Annotated in this window: 14 protein-coding genes, 1 tRNA gene and 1 pseudogene; 5 read left to right on the top strand and 11 right to left on the bottom strand. The window is 35.5% G+C overall.

Annotation, left to right across the window (positions count from 1 at the left end; genetic code table 11):
* Positions 1–125: 125 nt before the first annotated feature.
* Positions 126–1,539, top strand: a pseudogene (locus HMPREF2758_RS08785) (IS3 family transposase); the annotation flags it as partial.
* 252 nt (positions 1,540–1,791) lie between these two features.
* On the opposite strand, the gene HMPREF2758_RS01685 reads toward HMPREF2758_RS08785, so the two are convergent.
* The 6 genes from HMPREF2758_RS01685 to HMPREF2758_RS01660 form a co-directional block, all read right to left on the bottom strand.
* Positions 1,792–2,892: an ABC transporter ATP-binding protein gene (locus HMPREF2758_RS01685; RefSeq protein ID WP_168163127.1), complete on the bottom strand. Its 1,101-nt coding sequence runs from the start codon at positions 2,890–2,892 to the stop codon at positions 1,792–1,794.
* A gap of 1 nt (position 2,893) precedes the next feature.
* Positions 2,894–3,964 carry an ABC transporter ATP-binding protein gene (locus tag HMPREF2758_RS01680; RefSeq protein WP_070608765.1) on the bottom strand — a complete coding sequence of 357 codons (1,071 nt, stop codon included), beginning with the start codon at positions 3,962–3,964 and terminating at the stop codon, positions 2,894–2,896.
* Positions 3,965–4,037: 73 nt separating this feature from the next.
* Positions 4,038–5,366 (bottom strand): extracellular solute-binding protein, encoded by a 1,329-nt coding sequence (locus tag HMPREF2758_RS01675; RefSeq protein WP_070608762.1) that lies wholly within the window; start codon positions 5,364–5,366, stop codon positions 4,038–4,040.
* 65 nt (positions 5,367–5,431) lie between these two features.
* Positions 5,432–6,253, bottom strand: a complete 822-nt coding sequence (locus tag HMPREF2758_RS01670; RefSeq protein WP_070608760.1) for a carbohydrate ABC transporter permease — start codon at positions 6,251–6,253, stop codon at positions 5,432–5,434.
* Complete coding sequence (locus tag HMPREF2758_RS01665; protein WP_070608759.1) at positions 6,246–7,106, bottom strand: carbohydrate ABC transporter permease; 861 nt, start codon at positions 7,104–7,106, stop codon at positions 6,246–6,248. The genes HMPREF2758_RS01670 and HMPREF2758_RS01665 overlap by 8 nt, the downstream gene beginning before the upstream one ends.
* An 8-nt stretch (positions 7,107–7,114) precedes the next feature.
* Positions 7,115–7,903 (bottom strand): HAD-IIB family hydrolase, encoded by a 789-nt coding sequence (locus HMPREF2758_RS01660; protein WP_070608756.1) that lies wholly within the window; start codon positions 7,901–7,903, stop codon positions 7,115–7,117.
* A gap of 169 nt (positions 7,904–8,072) precedes the next feature.
* On the opposite strand from HMPREF2758_RS01660, the gene HMPREF2758_RS01655 reads away from it, so the two are divergent.
* The 3 genes from HMPREF2758_RS01655 (at position 8,073) to HMPREF2758_RS01645 (ending at position 10,074) form a co-directional block, all read left to right on the top strand.
* The gene (locus HMPREF2758_RS01655) at positions 8,073–8,969 is read left to right on the top strand and encodes a sugar phosphate isomerase/epimerase family protein (protein ID WP_070608754.1); all 897 of its coding nucleotides are present in this window, start codon (positions 8,073–8,075) and stop codon (positions 8,967–8,969) included.
* Positions 8,970–9,674 carry a GntR family transcriptional regulator gene (locus HMPREF2758_RS01650; RefSeq protein WP_070608753.1) on the top strand — a complete coding sequence of 235 codons (705 nt, stop codon included), beginning with the start codon at positions 8,970–8,972 and terminating at the stop codon, positions 9,672–9,674.
* A 327-nt stretch (positions 9,675–10,001) separates the two neighbouring features.
* A tRNA-Thr gene (locus HMPREF2758_RS01645) sits at positions 10,002–10,074 on the top strand.
* Between the two features lie 559 nt (positions 10,075–10,633).
* On the opposite strand, the gene HMPREF2758_RS01640 is transcribed toward HMPREF2758_RS01645, so the two are convergent.
* The 3 genes from HMPREF2758_RS01640 to rplM form a co-directional block, all read right to left on the bottom strand.
* Entirely contained in the window at positions 10,634–10,837 is a 204-nt protein-coding gene (locus HMPREF2758_RS01640; RefSeq protein WP_148128872.1) for a CPCC family cysteine-rich protein, read from the bottom strand.
* A 325-nt stretch (positions 10,838–11,162) separates the two neighbouring features.
* Positions 11,163–11,555 carry a 30S ribosomal protein S9 gene (gene rpsI / locus HMPREF2758_RS01635; RefSeq protein WP_006908329.1) on the bottom strand — a complete coding sequence of 131 codons (393 nt, stop codon included), beginning with the start codon at positions 11,553–11,555 and terminating at the stop codon, positions 11,163–11,165.
* An 11-nt stretch (positions 11,556–11,566) separates the two neighbouring features.
* Positions 11,567–12,010: a 50S ribosomal protein L13 gene (gene rplM, locus HMPREF2758_RS01630; protein WP_006908330.1), complete on the bottom strand. Its 444-nt coding sequence runs from the start codon at positions 12,008–12,010 to the stop codon at positions 11,567–11,569.
* A 186-nt stretch (positions 12,011–12,196) separates the two neighbouring features.
* Here rplM and HMPREF2758_RS01625 point away from each other — a divergent pair, with 186 nt between their 5' ends.
* On the top strand, positions 12,197–13,486 hold the full coding sequence (locus HMPREF2758_RS01625; protein WP_070608749.1) for a BaiN/RdsA family NAD(P)/FAD-dependent oxidoreductase: 1,290 nt from the start codon (positions 12,197–12,199) through the stop codon (positions 13,484–13,486).
* A gap of 70 nt (positions 13,487–13,556) precedes the next feature.
* Here the strand turns inward: HMPREF2758_RS01625 and HMPREF2758_RS01620 are convergent, their stop codons facing one another.
* Together HMPREF2758_RS01620 and HMPREF2758_RS01615 are read right to left on the bottom strand one after the other, a co-directional pair.
* Positions 13,557–15,401, bottom strand: a complete 1,845-nt coding sequence (locus HMPREF2758_RS01620) for a muramidase family protein (protein WP_070608747.1) — start codon at positions 15,399–15,401, stop codon at positions 13,557–13,559.
* A gap of 151 nt (positions 15,402–15,552) precedes the next feature.
* Complete coding sequence (locus HMPREF2758_RS01615; protein ID WP_070608745.1) at positions 15,553–17,415, bottom strand: LysM peptidoglycan-binding domain-containing protein; 1,863 nt, start codon at positions 17,413–17,415, stop codon at positions 15,553–15,555.
* Positions 17,416–17,516: the final 101 nt, after the last annotated feature.

Below are 17,516 nucleotides of genomic sequence, written 5' to 3'. Positions count from 1 at the left end.
GCGATAACTAACTTCAATCGATCGGTTGTTTCAGATAGTATTAAGAAATAATAAACCTTCATCACAAATTATACCGACCCCAAAAAGTTAGACCTAAAATCTAACCAATGGAGGTCGGTTTTTGTATGGCAAAATATAGCTATGAATTAAAAAGAAAAAATGTGAATGATTACTTATCGGGTAAAGGTGGTTATGAGTATTTACGTAAAAAGTATCAGCTTACTTCAACCTCTCTAATAAAAACATGGGTCGCTAATTATAAAGCGATGGGGGACGAAGGATTGAAGCGGTCGAGAAGGAACAAGGTTTATTCTTTCGAAAAAAAGATGGCATTTGTAGAATATTACTTAACAAGTGAGATTTCTTATCAAAAGTTAGCGGTCAAAGAAGGTATTACCAATCCTGCTATCATCGCTAACTGGGTCTGCCGTTATCATGCGGTAGGTATCGATGGTTTAAGGTCTCTAAAGAGAGGACGTAGGAAAAATTTGAGCCTTCTAATGAATCGCAGCCTTCGAATTCAAATAAGGACTTATCAATGAATACGACCGCTGATGACAGCCAAACTAACCATATAAAGCAACTCGAAGAAAAATTACTACACTTAAGAATTGAAAATGCCTTTTTAAAAGAAGCGAGGAGACTACGTCTAGAGGACGAAGCCAAAATGAGAGAACGGTGCAAATCATAAGTAGTCTCCGAGGAGCTTTCAAGTTAAAGGATCTTCTCTCCTATACCCATATGCCTAAGTCCACTTATATGTATTGGCAGAAACGTTTTGATCGCCCTAACCCGGATCAAAAGATTGAAGAAACGATGCTTCAAATTTGAAATGAACATAAAGATTATGGCTACCGCAGAATGAAAGCGGTATTGAATAAACAAATGTTCAATGTGAGTAAGAATAAGGTTCAACGTCTTATGCAGAAGTTAGATCTTCAGGTGAACTCTTATACACGTAAGAGTCGTAAATATAGCTCTTACAAAGGAAAAATCGGCAAAACAGCACCCAATCGGATTCACCATCGTTCTGATAGCTCGATTCCTCACCAAAAAATTACTACGGATACGACTGAATTTAAGTATTATGAAGTGGACTCTAAGAACCGTTTGGTTGCCCACAAGTTTTATTTGGACCCTTTTATGGATCTATTTAATGGAGAAATTCTAAGTTTTCGAATCGATCTTAAGCCTTCGGCTAAAAATATCATGGAGGGGTTAGAAGAAGCCATTAAGATCACCTCTGATTGCCCTTATCGACGTACCTTTCATTCAGACCAAGGGTGGGCTTACCAGATGAAGGCATACTCATCAAGGCTAAAAGAAAAACGAATATTCCAAAGCATGTCACGAAAAAGAAATTGTTTGGACAATGCGGTCATGGAGAATTTCTCTGGCCTTTTGAAACAAGAAATTTACTACGGTAACGTCTATTACAGCTATTCATCCTTAAAGAAGGCGATAGAAAAGTTTATTAGATATTATAACCAAGACCGTATCAAGGAGAAATTGGGGTGGATGAGTCCAATTGAATATCGCCTTAGTCTGAAAAAATGTCAAAAAAATAGCGTAGTAGCGATTAAACTACTACGCAAAAAGTCCAACTTTTCGGGGTCACCTCACCCTTCCCTGACCCTAAAACTTAAGCAAACAAAAAAGATTGAGGTTCGTAAGCAGCACTCTGGAATCCTGAAAAGCTAGAAGGCGTACTGCTTAAGAAACTCAATCTCATTTCAATCTTTATTATAAAAGGGTCAGGGAAGGGCTAGGAAATCATCCCAATTTAAAAGTCTATAAAATTCTGTTTTGAGTTTTTGCATCAAAACAGTAGAAACTATCAGATTTTATTTGAATACTCACAGTATCACCTTCTTTTATCATCTCATTATTTGATGATTTAACTCTAATTTCTTGTTTTTCAATCAAAACATGATATATCACATCCGCTCCAAGAAACTCAATTCTTTTGACTTTTCCATGATAACCATCAGAACCTAATGATAATTCAATATTTTCTGGTCTAACACATAAAACAACCTCTTTAATTCTTGGGTTCTCCCCTTTGATATGATATAGTTTGTCCTTTAAATGTGAATTCATACCAACAAATTTTGCACTGATTTCTTCATTATTTAAATTTATATCAAAAGAATTTATTGTTGGTGATCCAAAAAAATTAGCTACAAACAGGTTCTGAGGATTGTTATATATATCTAGAGGTTTACCTACTTGTTGAATCTTACCTTCATTTAAAATAATGATTCTGTCCGCTATATTCATTGCCTCAATCTGATCATGTGTAACAAATACACTTGTTAAGTTAAATTTGTTATGAATTCGCTTTAAATCAGTTCTCATGCTCACCCTTAATTTAGCATCTAAATTTGAAAATGGTTCGTCCAACAGACAGATCTTTACATCCCTAACCAAAGCTCTAGCAATAGCTACCCTTTGCCTTTGACCACCTGATAGATTTTTCGGCATTTTATCCAGGTAATCCGTTAGTTCAACTATTCGTGCAATATGTTTAACTTTTTCGTTTATTAAATCTTTATTTACTTTTTCAAGTCTTAAACCAAAGGCGATATTTTCATAAACTGTTAGATGCGGATATAATGCGTATTCTTGAAATACCATAGATATACCTCGTTCAGACGGTGGTATGAGGTTTGAAACCTTATCATTTATTATTAATGTTCCGCTCGACAATGACTCTAATCCAGCAATGATTCTTAACAAAGTTGACTTGCCACATCCTGAAGGGCCAAGTAAGACGATGAACTCACCTTGATTAACTGAAAAATCTATATGTTGCAAAGTATATTTTTTTGCACCATCATATTTCTTAGATACTCCTTCTATTCTGATCGCTTTCATAATTGAACCTTTCATATTAATAAATCCGCTCATTTGTTTGGATATTGAAAAAGACAAGTTTTTCAAGATCAATTGTAAAATTTATCTTGTCTCCATCCTTCATATCCAACACTTCCTTACTTAAAATATAGTTTCTAACTGTAAAATTCACATCTCCAAATTGAAGAGTTATCAATGAATAATCACCATAAATCTCTTGATGTAAAAGGGTACCAGTTAAAGATCCTTCACTATTTAGATAAATATCTTCTGATCTAACCCCCAAAATAACCCTTTTATAGTTAGAAAGTTGGCTTTCATACTTTTCAGGGGTTTGTATAATCTCTTCGTTTATCATAAGTTCATTACCATAAATAGTTGCTTCAATTAAATTCATTGGCGTGTCTCCAATAAAAGTAGCTACAAATGTATTTGAAGGATTTGAGTAGATGTTTTTAGGAGAATCTATCTGCTGAATCCTTCCATTATTCATAACAATTACTTGAGTTGATAGTGACATAGCTTCTGATTGATCATGGGTTACATATAAAAAGCATGCATTATTACTACGATAGATTTCAGAGATCAGTTCCCTCATTTCTATTCTTAACTTAGCATCAAGATTAGAAAGTGGCTCATCCATGAGAAAAAGTTCCGGATTTCTGACTAAAGCCTTAGCAATTGCAACTCTTTGTCTTTGTCCACCCGATAATTGACTTGGACGGTGATCAAGCACTTCTTTTAGTCCTAAATGTTCAACAATTGCCTCTACACTATTTCTTTTATTGTTGGAGTTTATTTTCTTTATTTTTAAATATAGTTCAATGTTTTCCTTAGCTGTGAGTTGTGGATATAAGCCATAACTTTGAAAAACCATTGCAATATTTTTATTTTTCCCTCTAGATATATCTCTCGAGTTTAAAATGATTTTACCAGATGATACAGATTCAAGACCTGCTATCATCCTTAATAATGTAGTCTTCCCACAACCTGAAGGCCCAACAATTGTAATAAATTCTTTCTTATTAAACTCAAATCTCACGTCTTTCAATGCAGTTTTCCCATCAGGATATATTTTACTAACATTTTGTAAGCTCAAATTAAACACTACCACCCCTCCTTACCAAATATAAAACTATGTTTTATCTTTGGTAAGGAGACGTTATCGTCTCCTCCATCACTTACTGATTTTCATAAAATTCGTCTAGAATAGTTTGAACCTCTGAAGAGATCTTGTCATTTGCTTCGCCTGCAGTTAGCTCACCTAGTGATAATTTTTCCATAGTTTCTTTAATAACTGTTCCAACATCAGCAAAGTTCGGAATGTATGATGGAATAACAACTTCAGGAGTATTTAAAAGGATATTAAATGGAACTTCCAATTTTGGATTGTTCTCAATATATTGTTTATAGTCATCCAATTCCGTTACTTGTTTATTAATTGGAACATAGCCTGTACCATCTAACCAACTAACTTGATTTTCAGCAGAAGCCATATATTGCACAAACAGCCAAGCAGCATCGATGTTATCCTTTTCACGATCTAAAATATATAATCCTGACCCACTAGCATTTGCTCCTCCGATGTCTTCTGAAGATACCGTTGGAATAGCTGTAACTTCCCATTCAAAGCTATCATCAACTAGTTCGTTTACAATCTGAATTCTTGAACTAGACATGATTGTAATAGCATTAACTCCCAATGCAAATTCTTCGTTTTCTGCTTCTGCGATTGGTTTAATAGATTTACTTCTTGCTACTTGCTCCCATTTTTCTAAAAATTTCAAAAGATCGCCGTTTTCCCCTGCTAGGAACTTATCAAAAGGTCCGTCATGGCCATTATTATTACTTCCAAATGGAATACCACCTTGACCTTGAGTTGTAACCAAGTTTTCTAACTTATATAAATCAATCTGAATATTCAGTGCATTTTCGACTGATTCTGACTTACTCAAAGCTTCAGTTGCAATTGCTAAGTCTTCTAGAGTCTTAGGTGACTGATCAATTCCAACTTCAGAAAGTGCATCCTTATTTACATACATTAGAAGTGCTGAAATCGCGTATGGAACTCCGAATAATCGATCATTAATTGAATATGCAGCCCTAGCGCTATCTAAAATATCTTCTTTGTTTAAAATAGAATGATCTTTTTCGAATAGATCTTCTGCATATACTGCATTCGCATAATCTCTTATAACTGGTACACCTTCAGCCGATAATTGAATCACATCAGGCATATTTTCAAGATCGTTAGCTGACATAGCTGTCATTAGTTTTTCAGTATTTGGCCACTCCTGTTGAACAGGAATAACCTTAATACCATTTTCTTTACCAATTGTTTCGTTAAACTGATTAACTTGCTTTTCTAATAATTGTGTGTAATCTCCACTCATTGTATGCCAAAAGGTTATTTCTTTAACAGTTTCACTTGCGTATACTTTGATTGTTGTAATAGGAACACTAATCAAAGCTAATATAGATAACACAATGGATAATAATTTTTTCTTCATTTTTTTATCTCCTTCTAATCTTCAGCAACATCAACATTAAATCCTTTAGGCCTCACCTCCAATAATCATTCTTTTATACCTCCATCTACCATGCCTTCGATTATTTGACGACGAAAAATTAAAAAGAATATAATAGTTGGTAATAGTGCTATCATTGTTCCAGCCATTACAGGCCCATAATTAATAGATTCACGATTTTTCATTAAAGTAATACCAATTTGAATTGTTCTCATATCTTCCGTAGTAGTTATAATTAAAGGCCAAAGATAATCATTCCACATAGATATAAATGAAGTGATAAATACAGTTGTTATAATCGGCCGACAAATCGGAATCAAAATTTTAAAAACAAATTGAAAATTTGAGCAACCATCCATTTCGGCAGACTCTCTAATGGCATTTGGAAAACTCAGAAAATTTTGACGCATTAAAAGAACTGCTGAAAGTAATACAAGTGAAACCGAACAAATTCCAAGATATGTATTTACTAATCCTAATCTAGAAATAAAAGCATAATTAGGCATAAGCATAATATCAGATGGGATTAAGGTACAAATGATGATTAATCCAAAAATGTACTTTTTACCTTTAAACTCCAGAAATGCAAACGAGTAAGCAGACATGATAGCAATAATAATTCTTGAAATAGAACTTATGAGGGCAACTATTATTGAATTAAACAGATAACGAAAAATAGGTATCTGTTCAAAAGCAGTTTTATAATTTTCAAATGTAATATTTTTAGGGAATAGCCTACCCGCTTGAGTGATAAGTTCCTTTTTTGGCATTAATGAAATTGAAAAACCATAAATAATAGGAGAAATAATTATCAGACCAATAACCACTGCAAACATTTGCTTAAGAATAGCTAAATATTTTTTATTCATTGTAATATACAATCCTCTTTTCTAGCCTAAAAATTATTATCATTACAACCAACATCATGACTATTGCTACTAAAGTTGCTGCATTAGCAAGAGTATAATTTCCAACTGCAGAAATTTTTCGATATATGTATAACATAATTGTCATTGTCGAATTATCAGGGCCACCTGCCGTTAGAATGTTTGAAATGCTCATCATCATCATGCCACCTGGAATATCCATTACCAGCAAATAGAAAAACACAGGCGATACAAAAGGATAATAAACATACTTTACTTTTTGAATAAAATTCATTACATCTATGACTGAACTGTCTAATATTGATTGTGGAATAGACCTGATGGCTGGCAAAAAGAAGACGAATGCGTGTCCGGTAGAAATCCATATTCCTACTAAAGAAACTGAAATCAATGCCAAATTTGGATCTCTTAACCATTGAATTTTTTCACCGATAAGGTTATTAATTAACCCAATATTAGGTGAATACATTAAAGAAAAAATCATACAGATTGTCGGAGTAGCAATAGCTATAGGCATTGCATATAAAGCTTCATATACAGGAGATAAGAAACTCTTCTTCCGGGATAAAATTGCTAATAATAATCCTAATATTTTTGATAAAGGAACTGTTATTATGACATATAAAAGTGAATTCTTAATTGCTTGGTGAAATTCCGGATCATTGATTATCTCTTTTAAATTCATCATCCCTACAAATTCGATGATCTGACCTAGCGAATCAATTTTATAAAAAACTTTATAGATCGTATCTACTAGAGGTCGAATAATAAATATCGTAATATAAATAAGTACTATAGCTAAAAGTAAATATGGAATAATTTTTTTGTTTCTCATATAATCACCTATGCTTCTAAATAATACTTACTAATCCCTTCAATAACACCCTTTGCATAAGCTCCTTCAGTAATTATATCTGCCACTTCTAAAACCCTACGAGAGGCATTTGAAACTGCTATACCAATATCCGCATACTGTAACATTTGGATGTCGTTTGGAGCATTTCCAATAGCAATAGAGGTAGAATCTATATCATAATATGTCTGAACATATTGCAATCCCGATGCCTTATCAATGAATTTTGGAGAAAATTCAATTTGATATTGCCCATAAGTAGTTATTGTAAAATGATCATTTAGATTGGAAGTCTCAAGTTCAGCAATCAAATCAGAGTATTTTTGTTCCGTATCTCTAAATAGAATTCGATTAACATGCTTTCCTTCTTGCAAGTGATCCACCAATCTTTTTGGTCTTCTATAGGTTGACTGTGGAAATTTCCCAGTAGGAGGAATTTTAGTCACATCTTGATACTCATCGAAATCATCAGAAAATAAAATGAGGAAACCTAAATTATGAAGTTTACTAATAAGATCGATCATATGATCAACACTAACATATCTATTAAAAACTACTTCGTCTTTTAAAAAGATGGTTGCCCCATTATTCAAGACTACTGGCAGGAAAGGATCAAATAACTTTAATAAATTTCTCATATGCTTATATGGCCTACCTGTAGCAAACGTAAAAGGTATATTATTCCTCTTCACAACATTCGCAAGAATCAAAATATCTTCTATATTATTAGATGAATGATCAACAACTGTTTCATCTACGTCAGAAATTACAATCTTCATAAGCCCTCCTGTTGGTATATACCAAAATCTAAAATTATCATACCATCCGTTTGTAAATATCCTGTAAATTTAAAGTTAGGATTAATCTAGTATGTAAAAGTTAGGTAAAAATATTTTTGCTCGACTTTACAATCTTTTTGGGTTAAATTAGCATTTAAGGAGGAATATTATGAAACTTTCAACTTCAACTAACTTAATTCACTATAGGCCATATGGCTCTTCTAAAGATATTAAGGACAATTTAAAAATTATTTCTCAAGCTGGATTTGAATATGTAGATTTAAATTTTTATGACTGGTCCAGACCAGGGTCTCCATTTCTAGATGATAATACATGGAAAGCATGGACCGATGAAATTATACAAACATGTGAACAATTAAACTTAAAGTTTTATCAAAGTCATTCCTACGTTTATGACTTTTCAGAAGCTGATTTCAATAGTCAATATTATCAGCAAGAAATGAAATTAGTTAAGCGTTCACTAGAAATAGGAAAAAGAGTCGGAGCTACTGTTATGGTAACCCATCCAATTACTAATAAAGTTGGACCATACTCAAGGAGCAAATCGCTAAAAATTAATAAAGATTTTTATTTAGAAATTATAGATTACTGTTACAAAAATAATATCTCTCTCGCATTTGAAAATATGGTAGACTCTTATACATTTGGAAGAAGACGGTTTGGATCTACTGTAGAAGAATTATTGGAATTGATGGAAGAGCTAAATGCGCCAAATGTAGGAATATGTTGGGATTTTGAACACGGCGTAAAGGCAAACATAGAAGATCAAAGTCAATTATTATATCTTATCCATGATCATTTAATTGCAACACATGTTTCAGATTGTCATAGTAGGTTTGATACAGATCTTATGCACGTTTTACCTTTTTTAGGAAATTTAAAATGGGAAAACATTATTAAATCTCTACGTGAAATTGAATATGATCACATGTTTAGTTTAGAAGTCCACCATTTTACGCATAATATGCCTGATGAATTGTTAATTCCAGCTGCCAAATTTACATATGAATTAGCAAGTGCACTAATAAATCTAGGAGTTAAATAGATGAAATCAAGCGACAAAATATTTAGTTCAATAAAAGAAGATATTTTATCAAATACCTTGAATCAAACGTCCTTCAACGAAAGAGATTTAGCTAGTCGTTTTAATTGTAGTAGAACAACTGTAAGAGTTGCTTTAAATAAATTAATATCTACTGGTTTACTAGTTAAGAAAGATAGGTCGGGATATTACATCAATCGTTTTCTTTTAACTAATAAAGAGTTCTATTCTATGCAACAAAACAGCCTTATTAGTCTTACTAAAGCAACGAAAGGACATCATAAAGTAAAAAATGAGGTTTTAGAGTTTGAAATATGTAATGATAATCCAGACATATATAGGAAACTATTGATGGATAAGACTGAACGATATTACAGATATAAGCGGTTAAGATTCCAAGACGAAATACCTATTATTATTGAAGAATGCTTCATTCCTCTGAAAATTACAAATAATTTAAAAATATCTGACTTAGAAAATTCAATAATAAAATTTTTAGAACATGAAACTGGCGAAAACTATCTAAATGCTTGTATCTCGATTTCTTCAGAGTGTTCTTCTGGGGAAGACCAACGATTATTGATTCTAGAAAAAAACGAGCCTATAACCCTAATAGAACGAGTTATTTTATCAAACAAGGCCGAACCAATTATGTACTCTAAGGTTAGAAATCACTATAAGTACTTTAAATTTGTAATCAATGAGTAGTATCCCCCCCTCACCCCCACTTCCATCACATACACCTTGCAATAGATTGAGTTTCCCTTGACTTTAGCCTTCCAGCCCTGCGGGCTTCCAGAGCTAGACAAGGTGAACCTCAATCCTTTTTTATCTACCCTCTCAGATTCCAGTGGGGGTGGGGAGGGGGAAAACAAAAAAACCTCAAAGCAAACTAGTATGCTTGTAATGACACCAAAATTCATGTTTTTCACTTTTTAACATCTTTCTTGTAGTAAATAAGACGATATTAAATACAAACTGAACACTTGCAAAAATGGCCATTAGGCGTATAATAATGGGTGTTGTTAAAAGATAGCCGGATTAGCTCAGTCGGTAGAGCAGCACATTCGTAATGTGAAGGTCGTAGGTTCGATTCCTATATCCGGCATATATAGAATGAAAAGAAATGTGATTTAGCTTAACATCAATATTTTAGTCTTTTAAATATTTTAAAAAGACAAAAGGTTCAATAAACATTCTGCAATTATTTTGAAATTTTAAACCTCTGAAAAGCTGATTGCAGAATCCAGCTATAATAGGGATTACCCTTCTCAAAAAGAGAAGGGCTTTTTTTCTGCAAAAAATAAACCTTCCTAAAAGGATAGGTAGGTGTGGACAATTAAACGGTCTAACAGGATCACTTTTTCAGTTATAACTCACTATTTAAACCCAAGAACTCTTCATAAAAATAAAAATTAATTCCTGCAGAAATCAATCATTTTCTCCGATGCAGGAGATACAAATCACCTACAGCATACCATCAACCTATTTGATGCCTTTATTGTAGAAGACATAGCAGGTACAGCTACACTTAAATCCCACTTTTTAGCGATCCAATATACTCTTATTGTTTGAATTGTAAGCAAGCATAAAACTAGATCAGCAACTTAAAAACAACAATATTAGACTATCCTTTTGTCATTATATACCTCTTATGAGCAATTTAATTACTTAATCTTTAACCCTTTTGCATATGCTTCTTTTGCTTCAGCTAAGGTCATTTTATTAGGACCTCCGTCAATGTTGATTTCACCTGTGTTTTGCCAATGACACTTATCACAAATATCGTAATCTCTTACTTCCGCACCACAAACTGGGCAATGTAACCATACTTCACCATCAATAATCCAGGTCTTTTCTGACTTGTCCATCATAATACTCCCTTCCTTCTTTTAATTTAAAAGCTGTCGTTATTCTTTTTGCTTTCAAGTTCTCCTAAGCAAAATAGGCTTCTATTTATCATACCCAATTCTCCGACTCTCTGTATCATATCCTATAATATTTTTAGCGATGGGAGATGACAATAACTCAGCAGCCTTTTTCTGATAAATATCTTTTGGATATCCCCAAATTAGTCAATCAATCTGCAATTTTATGAGTGATAATGATGGAACGTATTTAAAACGTATTAAACTAAAAAAACACCCTTTCCACCGAAGTGGAAAAGGTGCTGAAAACCCTGATATAACAATAATATTAACGTTTTGAGAATTGAGAAGCCTTACGAGCTTTCTTAAGACCCGGTTTCTTACGCTCAACCATCCGTGGGTCACGCGTTAACAATCCTGCCGTTTTTAAGGCAGAACGGAAATCAGGATCTACATTTAATAATGCTCGAGCAATTCCATGACGGATAGCTCCTGATTGACCAGAGAATCCACCGCCTTGAACATTAACAATCACATCATAAGAACCTAATGTTTCGGTTACATTGAATGGTTGTTTAATAACTTCTTGTAAGTGCGCAAAGGGGATATATTCTTCTAATGATTTACCATTAACAGTAAATTCACCAGTTCCTGGCACTAAACGAACACGTGCTGATGAGTTTTTACGACGACCTGTTCCTAAGTATTGTACTGTAGCCATTTAATCCCTCCTTAAATTAATGATGTAATGTCTAATTCTTTTGGTTGTTGTGCTGCATGTTTGTGGTCTGCACCTTCATAAACAAATAATTTAGTGAATTGTTTACGACCTAAACGGTTATCTGGCAACATACCTTTGACAGAACGTTCAATTAAACGCTCAGGCTTGTTGTCACGCATTTGACCAGCGGTTGTAACACGCATACCACCTGGGTGACCAGAGTAGTTATAATATTTTTTATCAGTCGCTTTTTTACCTGTTAAGGCAACTTTTTCTGCATTAATAACAATCACAAAATCTCCTGTATCAACATGTGGAGTGTAAGTTGGTTTATTTTTACCACGTAAGATTGAAGCAACGACTGTAGAAAGACGTCCTAAGGGAACATCTGTCGCATCAATTAAGACCCAGTTGCGTTCAACTTCGTTTTTCTTAGCCATATATGTTTGACGCACGTTATTTTCCTCCATTACTTTCTTCTTGTTTACAATTACTATGAGTTTCCGGGGCTCATTAGTGGGGTAAACAATACCGTTACTTATCATACCGCCATTTCATATAAATGTCAATTTAAATTTAATAAAATTCAGACTAGTTAAGGCCTTTACCCCGACTCATTCCTCCTATGCTATAATAATTCTATGATTAAAAAAGGAGTGAGTAAAGTGACTAATTATGATGTCATCGTCATCGGTGCGGGTCCTTCAGGCATGATGGCAGCCATTCAAGCTCGATTATGCGGTGCCCGCGTTGCCATTCTTGAAAGAAATAATCAAGTAGGTCGCAAGCTACTATTAACCGGAGGAGGACGCTGTAACGTCACCAATTCAGCTGATCATCAAGAACTCATTAACCACATTCCTGGTAATGGAAAGTTCCTATATTCCTCCCTTGACCAATTTGACGCCTCCGATATTATCGATTTCTTCACAAAAGCCGGTATTGAACTTAAAGAGGAAGACCATGGTCGAATCTTTCCAGTTAGTAACTCTGCCCGTAGCATTCGAGATACTCTATTAAATAAAATTAAGGCGTTAAAAATTGACTTATTCTTAAATCAAAGTCTAAAATCAATTCAAAAAAGCCCTCAAAGTCAACACATCCAATCTATTAGAACTCAAAATGGGTTAGAACTTACCACTCAGTCATTAATTTTAGCAACTGGGGGGAAATCCTATTCTCGTACCGGTTCACAAGGAGATGGTTATGGCTTTGCTCAAAAATTAGGCCACTCAATCACTCCTCTTTATCCCACAGAAGTTCCTCTTCTGTCCAATGATCCCTTTATCCAATCAAAGGAACTACAAGGAATTTCCCTAACGGATATTAATCTATCTTTGATAAATGAAAGAAATAAGATCATCACGCAACATCGAATGGGGATGGTCTTCACTCACTTTGGTTATTCTGGCCCAGCGGTTTTGCGCTGTTCAGGTCATGTTAATCTTTGGCTTATGAAACACCCTCAGACAGTTGCTCAACTGAGACTAGATTTAACACCGGACTGGACAATTAGCACTTTGGATCAATTCGGTCAAACCCACCGTCAGAAAGAACTCGTCACACTTTTAAAACATTGGATGCCTGAAAAATTAGCCCGTTTAATTCTCAAAAATTTGAATCTAGATGGTCATCTGGCGTATAAGAATCTCAGTCCTCAACTAGCGCAGGACCTATGGACCCTAATAAAAGAGTTCCCTTTGACCGCCTACCAAAGCCAAAACCTTGACAAGGCTTTTGTAACTGGAGGAGGCGTCAACTTGAAAGAAGTCGTACCACAAACGATGGCCTCAAAATTAGTCAACGGATTATACTTCTGTGGCGAATTACTAGATATTAATGGCTATACCGGCGGTTTCAATATGACTACTGCTTTTGTCACAGGAGCTGTCGCAGGTCGTCATGCAGCCTTGGAATTAAAGCAACCATAAAATAGCAAAATGTCCTTTAGCTTTTAGACGATGTCTAATGGCTAAAGAACATTTTTAATAAATTTTTACTTTAGTTGGATGCTTCACTCGTCGATGATTCTTCAGTGCTATCTGAAGCTGTTTCTTCAGACACCTCCGTTGTTTCTGTTTGATTCAACGGATTCTCCTGACTTTCATCGAAATATTTAGGATCCGAAACCTTTAAGATACCAGATACAACAGCTGCTGTTTCTGGAAGCTTATTCCACTTACGAAGATCTTCAACCGAAACATTATAGGAAGCTGCAATCGATTCTAGCGTCTCTCCCGGTTGAACTTCATGATAATCAACCCACGGATTACTTACAGCAATCTCTTCATCAACATACACGACATTGTCGAGTAGTCCATTCCAAAATCTCAAAGCTTCTACACTCACGCCATATTCTTGCGAAATAGAGGCTAAGCTATCTTCTTTTTTAACCTGGTGAATTTCTGGTTTTTGATCCGGTTGAGTCACTGTCAACTCGTCTCCCACCTTCACTTCACTATTATCCTCAAGTTGAGACCACTGTCTGATTTGAGATTCAGATACGCCGAATAATGTTTCCACATCCGACAATTTATCAGTAACTTTCAGCGTATATTTTAGAGGATAAACCGATTTTAAAGGACGTTCTTGACCAAAAGAGGTAACCACTTGAGAAGGATCAGAAACATATAATTCTTGACCCGTTTGAAGTTCGTCATTTAACAAATTATTCCATTGACGTAATTCTTTTTCAGAAATTTGGTACTGGTCGGCAATCTTCTTAAGGTCATCACCTTCTACAACAACGTGTTTGCTTAAGTTAATCTGAGCGGGATCGAGAGCCAATGTATTTGGATCCGTTAATTCATCGCTTTCTTTCGTTTTTGGGCGACGAATGGTTACTTCTTTCTCCTGATCTTTATGTGATCCTGCTGCATTCGGTGTTTGCCCTCGACTTGAAGATGCATCTTGTGATGAGGAAGAGTCTCCACTAGAGGCACTTGGCACTTGTGTACTTGAAGATTGGTTATTTCCTGATTGACTCGTACTTCCAGAAGGTATATAGATTACCTGTCCAGGGTAGATCATGGTTGAAGATAATCCATTATAAGCCATCAGTGTTTCCATGGATAAACCATAAGCTAATCCAAGATCATAGAGATTATCCCCTGCTTTAATCGTATAGGCATTCCCACTTGCTTGACCATATGAAGGAGAAGCTGAATTGGAAGAATAAGAAGGAGTCACACTTTGACCTTGGCTAGTCGAATTACCGTAAATTGACAAACGATATCCTGGATAGATAAGATCCGATACTAAACCATTCCAAGCTTTTAATTGTTCTACGCTCACACCATAGTACTGTGCGATACCCGACAGGGTATCTCCTGGAGAAATCGTGTAATTTCCTTGACTAGTTGATGAGCCTTGACCAACTTGTCCAGTCGAAGATTGTCCAACGGAAGTGGTTCCACCACTGGCAACCGCTAGCTGATCTCCAGCAAAAATATAATTTGACGAGAGGCCATTCATAGCTTTTAACTGGTCTAAAGACAGACCATATGCTCGAGCAATATTATACAAGGTATCCCCCGGCTGAACCACATAGGTCGCACCAGATTGTGACGGACTGGATGAAGGCGTTGAGCTAGAAGGCTGAGTAGAACCAGCACCTTCAATCATCAATAAGTCTCCGACATCAATCAAAGATGAAGATAAATTATTCATCCGCATAAGTGTATCTGGGCTTAACCCATAACGCTGAGCAATTCCATAAATTGTATCGTTCGGTTGTACAGTATAATAAGTTTGACCTTGGACCTTTAATAAGGGGTCAATCGTCAAGGCGGCAACAGCCGATAAAACTGCTGCTGATTTTATCCATTGTTTTCTTAATATTGTCATTATAATCCCCTCTTTCTCTTTATAAGTGTCTCTCAGCCTCATTATAACATTTTCTAACGTCAAAAAAAACTTATTCTACATATTGTCACTGAAACGTCATAAGTCAATTACAAAAAAGAGCCGCCTCTTAATAGCAGCTCTTACATATATTCTAGCGTCCAAAGAAGTGATTAATCCCTTTTACTAATCCGTCTACCAATTTAGCTTGATAAACCGAATTCGTAACTTGTTTAAATTCGGAATAATTATCCATAAATCCAAGCTCGACTAACGCAGAAGGCATGTCAGTTGTACGAGTGACATGAAGATTTTGAGGCCTTGCTCCCATATTTTTAGCACCGGTTTCATTGATTAAGGCATTTTGTAAACTTTGGGCCAATCGTTTATTCTCATTTAATTTTTCGTTTGTTTGATTTTCTGGCGTCATAAAGCCTGGCCAATCAACTGAGCGATCATGATACAAAGTGACGATTCCTTTTGCAGAACCTGCCAAATTAGCTGGCATCGCATTATGGTGAATCGATACAAAAATATCCGTCTTTAGGTCGTTTGCCAAAGCATTCCGTGCTTCTAGACTGACAAAGCGGTCATTTTTACGTGTCTCAAAAACCGAATAGCCTTGGGCTCTTAACCGATCTGAGACTTGGCGTGCAATCTTTAAGTTTAAATCTTTTTCCTTGACGCCAAAATTATCCGTACCGGTTTCTGCACCTCCGTGACCTGCATCAATAAAGACTGATCGACTTATTTGAGCCGCCGGTTTTTGTGGAGTTTGGCTAGCAGGTTGACTAGGTTGACCCACATTAGGCGTTGTTTTTCCAGACTTAACGACCAATTGATTTCCTGGATAGATATAATTGGACCTTAGATTATTAAGGCGCTTCAATTCTGGAATGGTAATACCATGCTTGGTAGCGATCGCCCACAAGCTATCTCCCGCTTTAACGGTATAAGTAGCTGGCCCTTGAGTTGTTGCTTGATTTGTTGCTTGATTTTTTGCTTGGTGATTACCTGAGTTTTGTGAAACAGTCGGTTTCTTGTCAGGGGTTGGACTAGCATTAGTGTTAGGCTGCTTCACATAAAGCTGGTTACCTGCATAGATATAATTTGATTTTAAATTATTCCATGTTTTAATATTTTGAATAGTGGTACCATACTTGGTTGCAATCGCCCATAGACTATCACCAGGCTTCACTGTATAAACATTCGCAGTAACCGATGGTGATGGTTTAGTTACCACCGGTTTTGAAGGTGTTGGGTTAGCCTGATTATTGGGGGTAGGTGTTGATATAACTGGACTAACACGCAATTGATTACCCGCATAAATATAATTCGAGCGTAGGTTATTCCACTGCTTTAGCTGCTGGATGGTTACACCGTGACGAGTAGCGATTGCCCATAGACTATCACCAGGACGAACAACATAGCTTTTTGCGGCAGAAGTTGGCTGCGTTGGCTGTACAGATGGCTTATTCACTTTAGTATCAGTAGCCACTTGATTATTCTTTGTTGGAGTACTTACTTGAACAGCCAGTTGCTTACCTGGATAGATAAAATTTGAAGAAAGATTATTCCATTGTTTAAGTTGCTGAATGCTTGTTCCGTACTTGTTAGCAATGGCCCATAAACTATCTCCTGCCTTTACCGTATAATACCCACTCGATTGAGGGACCGCTGTCATTCCAGTCCCAGTCGGTTGAGGTTGGGACTGAGTAACTGTACTGGTCGATTGATTGCTAGGTTGAACCGATGCCTGTTCAGTCGTTGACGCTTGCGGTTGGCTAACGATTAATTGATTCCCTGTAAAAAGATAATTGGAAGACAGATTATTCCATTGCTTTATATTATCCACGGTCACACCGTAACGATCAGCAATTAATTGTAAATATTCTCCATGTACCACGCTATGTATTTTAACTTCTTGAGCATGAGCGGTTTGTGCAGAAAGAGCCAAAGCAGCTGATCCCGCAACTGCTAAAGCTGAAAATTTAAAACGATTAGAATGTGGATTCATTAGCGGTAACTCCTTGATCTATTTTATAATTCTATCATACCATAGATTGTATCATAAAGGGATTAAATCTAAAAAGAGGCTGTGACATAAGTCCACCAAAA

It is taken from the genome of Facklamia sp. HMSC062C11, from assembly GCF_001810675.1.
GTDB lineage: Bacteria > Bacillota > Bacilli > Lactobacillales > Aerococcaceae > Facklamia > Facklamia hominis.
The sequence above is the reverse complement of the archived record's forward strand: the minus strand, read 5'-3'. Positions and strand labels throughout refer to the sequence as shown.

What these genes read in the sequence shown, in the direction of transcription:
- HMPREF2758_RS01685 (WP_168163127.1), bottom strand. Translation starts at nt 2,892, where the DNA reads ATGAAAGGTTCAATTATGAAAGCGATCAGAATAGAAGGAGTATCTAAG.
- HMPREF2758_RS01650 (WP_070608753.1), top strand. Translation starts at nt 8,970, where the DNA reads ATGAAATCAAGCGACAAAATATTTAGTTCAATAAAAGAAGATATTTTA.
- rpsI (WP_006908329.1), bottom strand. Translation starts at nt 11,555, where the DNA reads ATGGCTACAGTACAATACTTAGGAACAGGTCGTCGTAAAAACTCATCA.
- HMPREF2758_RS01655 (WP_070608754.1), top strand. Translation starts at nt 8,073, where the DNA reads ATGAAACTTTCAACTTCAACTAACTTAATTCACTATAGGCCATATGGC.
- HMPREF2758_RS01665 (WP_070608759.1), bottom strand. Translation starts at nt 7,106, where the DNA reads ATGAGAAACAAAAAAATTATTCCATATTTACTTTTAGCTATAGTACTT.
- HMPREF2758_RS01670 (WP_070608760.1), bottom strand. Translation starts at nt 6,253, where the DNA reads ATGAATAAAAAATATTTAGCTATTCTTAAGCAAATGTTTGCAGTGGTT.
- HMPREF2758_RS01620 (WP_070608747.1), bottom strand. Translation starts at nt 15,401, where the DNA reads ATGACAATATTAAGAAAACAATGGATAAAATCAGCAGCAGTTTTATCG.
- HMPREF2758_RS01675 (WP_070608762.1), bottom strand. Translation starts at nt 5,366, where the DNA reads ATGAAGAAAAAATTATTATCCATTGTGTTATCTATATTAGCTTTGATT.
- HMPREF2758_RS01615 (WP_070608745.1), bottom strand. Translation starts at nt 17,415, where the DNA reads ATGAATCCACATTCTAATCGTTTTAAATTTTCAGCTTTAGCAGTTGCG.
- HMPREF2758_RS01660 (WP_070608756.1), bottom strand. Translation starts at nt 7,903, where the DNA reads ATGAAGATTGTAATTTCTGACGTAGATGAAACAGTTGTTGATCATTCA.
- HMPREF2758_RS01625 (WP_070608749.1), top strand. Translation starts at nt 12,197, where the DNA reads ATGATTAAAAAAGGAGTGAGTAAAGTGACTAATTATGATGTCATCGTC.
- HMPREF2758_RS01640 (WP_148128872.1), bottom strand. Translation starts at nt 10,837, where the DNA reads ATGGACAAGTCAGAAAAGACCTGGATTATTGATGGTGAAGTATGGTTA.